Origin of the sequence: Photobacterium sanguinicancri, from assembly GCF_002265265.1 — a bacterium.
Taxonomy (GTDB): domain Bacteria; phylum Pseudomonadota; class Gammaproteobacteria; order Enterobacterales; family Vibrionaceae; genus Photobacterium; species Photobacterium sanguinicancri.
Genome location: NZ_NOIF01000281.1, coordinates 1 through 4,078, shown reverse-complemented (window position 1 = coordinate 4,078; position 4,078 = coordinate 1). Strand labels below are relative to the sequence as shown.

Annotated in this window: 2 protein-coding genes and 1 pseudogene; all 3 read right to left on the bottom strand. The window is 40.9% G+C overall.

The annotated features are described in order from the left end of the window. Positions 1 to 789: pseudogene (locus ASV53_RS23100) on the bottom strand (EAL domain-containing protein); the annotation flags it as partial. A 341-nt stretch (positions 790 to 1,130) separates the two neighbouring features. Continuing rightward, positions 1,131 to 1,601: an anaerobic ribonucleoside-triphosphate reductase-activating protein gene (gene nrdG / locus ASV53_RS23095; RefSeq protein WP_094958862.1), complete on the bottom strand. Its 471-nt coding sequence runs from the start codon at positions 1,599 to 1,601 to the stop codon at positions 1,131 to 1,133. Positions 1,602 to 1,687: 86 nt separating this feature from the next. After that, the gene (nrdD, locus tag ASV53_RS23090; protein WP_094958861.1) at positions 1,688 to 3,808 is read right to left on the bottom strand and encodes an anaerobic ribonucleoside-triphosphate reductase; all 2,121 of its coding nucleotides are present in this window, start codon (positions 3,806 to 3,808) and stop codon (positions 1,688 to 1,690) included. Positions 3,809 to 4,078: the final 270 nt, after the last annotated feature.

Genomic DNA, 4,078 nt, shown 5'->3' with positions numbered 1-4,078 from the left:
GGTATTACCACTCCCCCCCATTCCCGTGAAAAAATCATAGAAATTAGCACTAATAATATTAAGTACATCACCATTATTTTTCCATGCTTCAATATTAGCAACGGTAATATCATAGAGTTCAGACTTATAAGTATGCAATATATTATGACCATTAATACCAAACGACCATAATACGCTTCTAATGAATTCATAAATCATTGCATCAGTAAAATCTAATGGGTTCAAAACAGGAAACCATTGATACTGAGAAAGCATGGGCATAAGTACAACTTTTACAAAGCTGCTTACACACACAATAATTGTTAATGATAATATGTAACAAAGAAGCACTTTTAAGCTGTTATCAACCACGCTGCTTGAGAGGTCAACATGCATTAGCTTTATACGGTTTATCATATTGATCAACATACAAGCTATGAACGCGCTCAGCAACGCAACAGCGAAGCTATTGGGTAATGGAATAACTACTGAAATGAATGTCCATTGATACGATACAATAAAAAATGCAGCTAAGGAGCACGCGATTGTGGCCGACTTAGGTAAACGGTGCGCATCAGATAAGTACATCGCCATGTAGATATTAATCAATATTGGAAATATATGTGCAGTTAACCGCCCAATACTCCCAATCGTTTCAGCAAACGATAGCCACTCCATTCTAAATACAAAGATCTCTAATAGATTGCAAAAAGTTGCTAGTAATGAAATAGGCAAAGCCATAATAAAAACATTACATAGCGCAATTGCAATTCTATTGTTAGAAAGGCGAGTAATAAGCTGAGAAAGCACGAAAGAACCTCACGCATCATTCCTTAAAGGCATGACTGTATCGTTAGATAAGAAGCATGAACGTTATTCTATCTATGCTAAGTGAATATTCAATAACTTTAGTATAATTGGAGGTGATTAATACCTATAGAGAATCAGGATGTAAGGCTATGAGCAACCAAAAGAAAGGAACAGAACGGGTTAGAACTGTTGTTTAGTAAGAGTGTATATAGCTTGAAGGAAAACAAGTAAATTATTCACCCACTCGATTTCCCCCTGGTTATACACAGAAACAGTGGATAACTTTTTGGATCTGTAGCTACCTACAAGTCACTCACTAGTGTAGAGCCGAGCACTTTTGCTCATAAATCTTTAAAATAATGGATCACTTGATTTTCACTTCCACGCCACACAAGAGACGGGTCATGCTTTTCTTGTTCAAATTTACCATCAATCATGACGTCAACAAGATCGATTACCGCTTGCTGCTCTGCACTTAACTCATTAAGCAAATAGCCTGTCCATAACCAAATATCTTTATCTGGGCACTCTTCACGCACACGTAGCACCAGCTTAAGCACTGATGACACATTCTCTGGATGAAGGGGATCACCCCCTGATAGTGATAAACCACGACGCTTGATACGTGTATCATTCAAATCCGCAATCACACGATCTTCCATTTGCTGCGTGAAAAAATGTCCGCTATCCAACCGCCACGTGCTTTTGTTGTAACAACCACGGCATTGATGCACACAGCCAGAAACAAACAACGAGCAACGTGTACCTGGTCCGTTTACAACATCGACAGGGTAATAGTTATGATAATGCACAGTATTTCCTCGCAGCTAGAAAAACAAAAGAAGCGCATTTGCACTTCTTTTATTGGTATTAATACTTAACTTTATATATCAATATGTTACATATGTTTTACGCGGCGCTTAACTTCTTCTTGCTTCCCAAAGTTAAACGGGCGAGCGTCAGGGCTACCAAGGTAACCACATACACGACGTGTTACAGATACTTTTGACGGCTCATGGTTACCACATTTAGGACATGTGAAACCTTTGCTTGTGCAGTCAAATTCGCCTGTAAAGCCACAGTCATAACACTCATCAATCGGTGTGTTTGTGCCGTAATAAGGTACGCGGCTGTAACTGTAATCCCATACGTTTTCTAGCGCCTCAACATTATGCTGAATGTTCGGGTACTCGCCGTAACAAATGAAACCACCGTTCGCAACCTGTGGGTATGGCATTTCAAAGTCAATTTTGTCGTAAGGGTTTACTTGCTTCTCTACATCTAGGTGGAAGCTATTGGTGTAGTAACCTTTTTCAGTTACGCCATCCACAACACCGAATTCTTTTGCATCAATCGCACAAAAACGGCTACACAAGTTTTCACTTGGTGTGCTGTAAAGGCTAAAGCCGTAACCCGTTTCTGCTTTCCATTGTTCGGTTGCATCTTTAAGACGCTGAACAATAGCTACCGCTTTATTACGCAGCTCTTCGTTGTCGTACACATGCTCTTCAGTACCGTATAGCGCATTGATCGTTTCATGAATACCAATGTAACCCAATGAAATAGAAGCACGGCCATTCTTGAAGATTTCAGCAACGTTATCGTCAGCATTCAAACGCACACCACACGCCCCTTCCATATAAAGGATAGGTGCAACACGAGCTTTCACGCCGTCTAAACGAGAAATACGTGTTTCTAAGGCACGGCGAGCTAGTTGTAATCGCTCATCAAGCAATGCGAAGAATTGGCTTTCGTTACCTTTAGCTTGCAGTGCAATACGCGGTAAGTTCAGGCTAACCACACCGATGTTGTTACGCCCTTCGTGGATCAGCTCGCCATTTTCTTCGTATGGGCCTAAGAAGCTACGACAACCCATAGGAGTTTTGAATGAACCCGTCACTTCAACCACTTTGTCGTAGTTAAGAATATCTGGGTACATACGCTTAGATGCACATTCCAAAGCAAGTTGCTTGATGTCGTAATTCGCGTCGCCCGTTTTATGGTTTAAACCATCTCTAATAGCAAAAACTAATTTCGGGAATACCGCTGTTTTACGGTTTTTACCAAGGCCAGCAATACGATTCTTAAGGATAGATTGTTGGATTAAACGAGATTCCCAAGATGTACCTAAACCAAAGCCAAAAGTTACAAATGGTGTTTGGCCATTCGCGGTATGCAGTGTATTGACTTCATACTCAAGCGATTGGAATGCATCGTAGCACTCTTTTTCTGTACGCTTTTGCGCGAACGCTTCTGGCTGAGCAATATCCCACTCTATCGCAACTTCTAAGTGCTTTTCGTAGCTCACAGTAACAAACGGTGCCAGCACTTCATCAATACGGTTGATGGTTGTACCGCCATAAATGTGGCTTGCGACTTGTGCAATGATCTGCGCCGTCACAGCAGTGGCCGTAGAAATTGATTTTGGTGTATCAATTTCTGCATTACCCATTTTGAAACCATGCGTTAGCATGCCGTCCAAATCGATCAACATACAGTTGAACATTGGGAAGAACGGTGAGTAATCTAAATCATGGTAATGAATATCGCCATTTTCATGCGCTTGTACAATATCACGTGGCAATAGGTGCTGCTTCGCGTAGTGCTTAGCAACAATACCCGCTAACAAATCACGCTGTGTTGGGATAACTTTACTGTCTTTGTTTGCGTTCTCATTGAGCAGCGATGCATTGCTCTGCTCAATCAGACCACGAATTTCATTATTTAAGTGACTTTTCTTTTCACGTGAAAGATCACGGTCATGACGGTACTCGATGTACGCACGTGCCACTTCTTTATGTGGGCCTGCCATTAGATGGTTTTCAACTGCATCTTGAATGGCGTGAATTTCCACTTCCTCTGCCGAGATAAATTGTGAAAGTACACCGTCAGCGACAGATGCAGCATACGCTTGATCCATCACTTCAACTGACTTAGCAGCACTTAGCACGGCCTCTTTAATACGGTACGCATCGAAAGGTACACGGCATCCATCACGCTTAATAACAACAGGGTTCACAGCAGGCTCCTATAATGACACTGTCACAAAAACACTAAATGTAGGGGTATAACAAACATCCACTACAATATATGGTGCGTATTAGGCAGAATTTAAAGAAAACAAACATTGATCAATATCAAGTTTTTACAAAGAGCGGATAGGGATCGAACGATGATTTTGACCGACCCCAAAAAACCAAATGTAATTTATTTCATGACACTTTTTGTCAAACCATTTATTCGCATTCAACCCACCTTTTTAGCAAAAAAAATTCTTGCAATCTCTAAA